1 rRNA gene is annotated in these 971 nt (G+C 53.6%); it reads right to left on the minus strand.

What is annotated here, in order from left to right:
- Positions 1-971: ribosomal RNA gene (locus PVK70_RS18735) — 16S ribosomal RNA — on the minus strand; the annotation flags it as partial.

Raw genomic sequence — 971 nt, forward strand, 5'->3', positions numbered from 1 at the left:
TGCAGCCCACTCCCATGGTGTGACGGGCGGTGTGTACAAGGCCCGGGAACGTATTCACCGTAGCATTCTGATCTACGATTACTAGCGATTCCGACTTCACGGAGTCGAGTTGCAGACTCCGATCCGGACTACGACGCACTTTTTGGGATTCGCTTACTATCGCTAGTTTGCAGCCCTCTGTATGCGCCATTGTAGCACGTGTGTAGCCCTACTCGTAAGGGCCATGATGACTTGACGTCGTCCCCACCTTCCTCCGGTTTATCACCGGCAGTCTCCCTGGAGTTCCCACCATTACGTGCTGGCAAACAAGGATAAGGGTTGCGCTCGTTGCGGGACTTAACCCAACATTTCACAACACGAGCTGACGACAGCCATGCAGCACCTGTCTCAGAGCTCCCGAAGGCACTAAGCTATCTCTAGCGAATTCTCTGGATGTCAAGAGTAGGTAAGGTTCTTCGCGTTGCATCGAATTAAACCACATGCTCCACCGCTTGTGCGGGCCCCCGTCAATTCATTTGAGTTTTAATCTTGCGACCGTACTCCCCAGGCGGTCTACTTAACGCGTTAGCTCCGAAAGCCACGGCTCAAGGCCACAACCTCCAAGTAGACATCGTTTACGGCGTGGACTACCAGGGTATCTAATCCTGTTTGCTCCCCACGCTTTCGCATCTGAGTGTCAGTGTCTGTCCAGGGGGCCGCCTTCGCCACTGGTATTCCTTCAGATCTCTACGCATTTCACCGCTACACCTGAAATTCTACCCCCCTCTACAGCACTCTAGTTCACCAGTTTCAAATGCGGTTCCGAGGTTGAGCCCCGGGCTTTCACATCTGACTTAATGAACCACCTGCATGCGCTTTACGCCCAGTAATTCCGATTAACGCTCGCACCCTCCGTATTACCGCGGCTGCTGGCACGGAGTTAGCCGGTGCTTCTTCTGTAGGTAACGTCAAACGAAGCCGCTATTAACGAC

The sequence above is a fragment of the Aliivibrio sp. A6 genome (assembly GCF_028765505.1).
Classification (GTDB): Bacteria; Pseudomonadota; Gammaproteobacteria; order Enterobacterales; family Vibrionaceae; genus Aliivibrio; species Aliivibrio finisterrensis_A.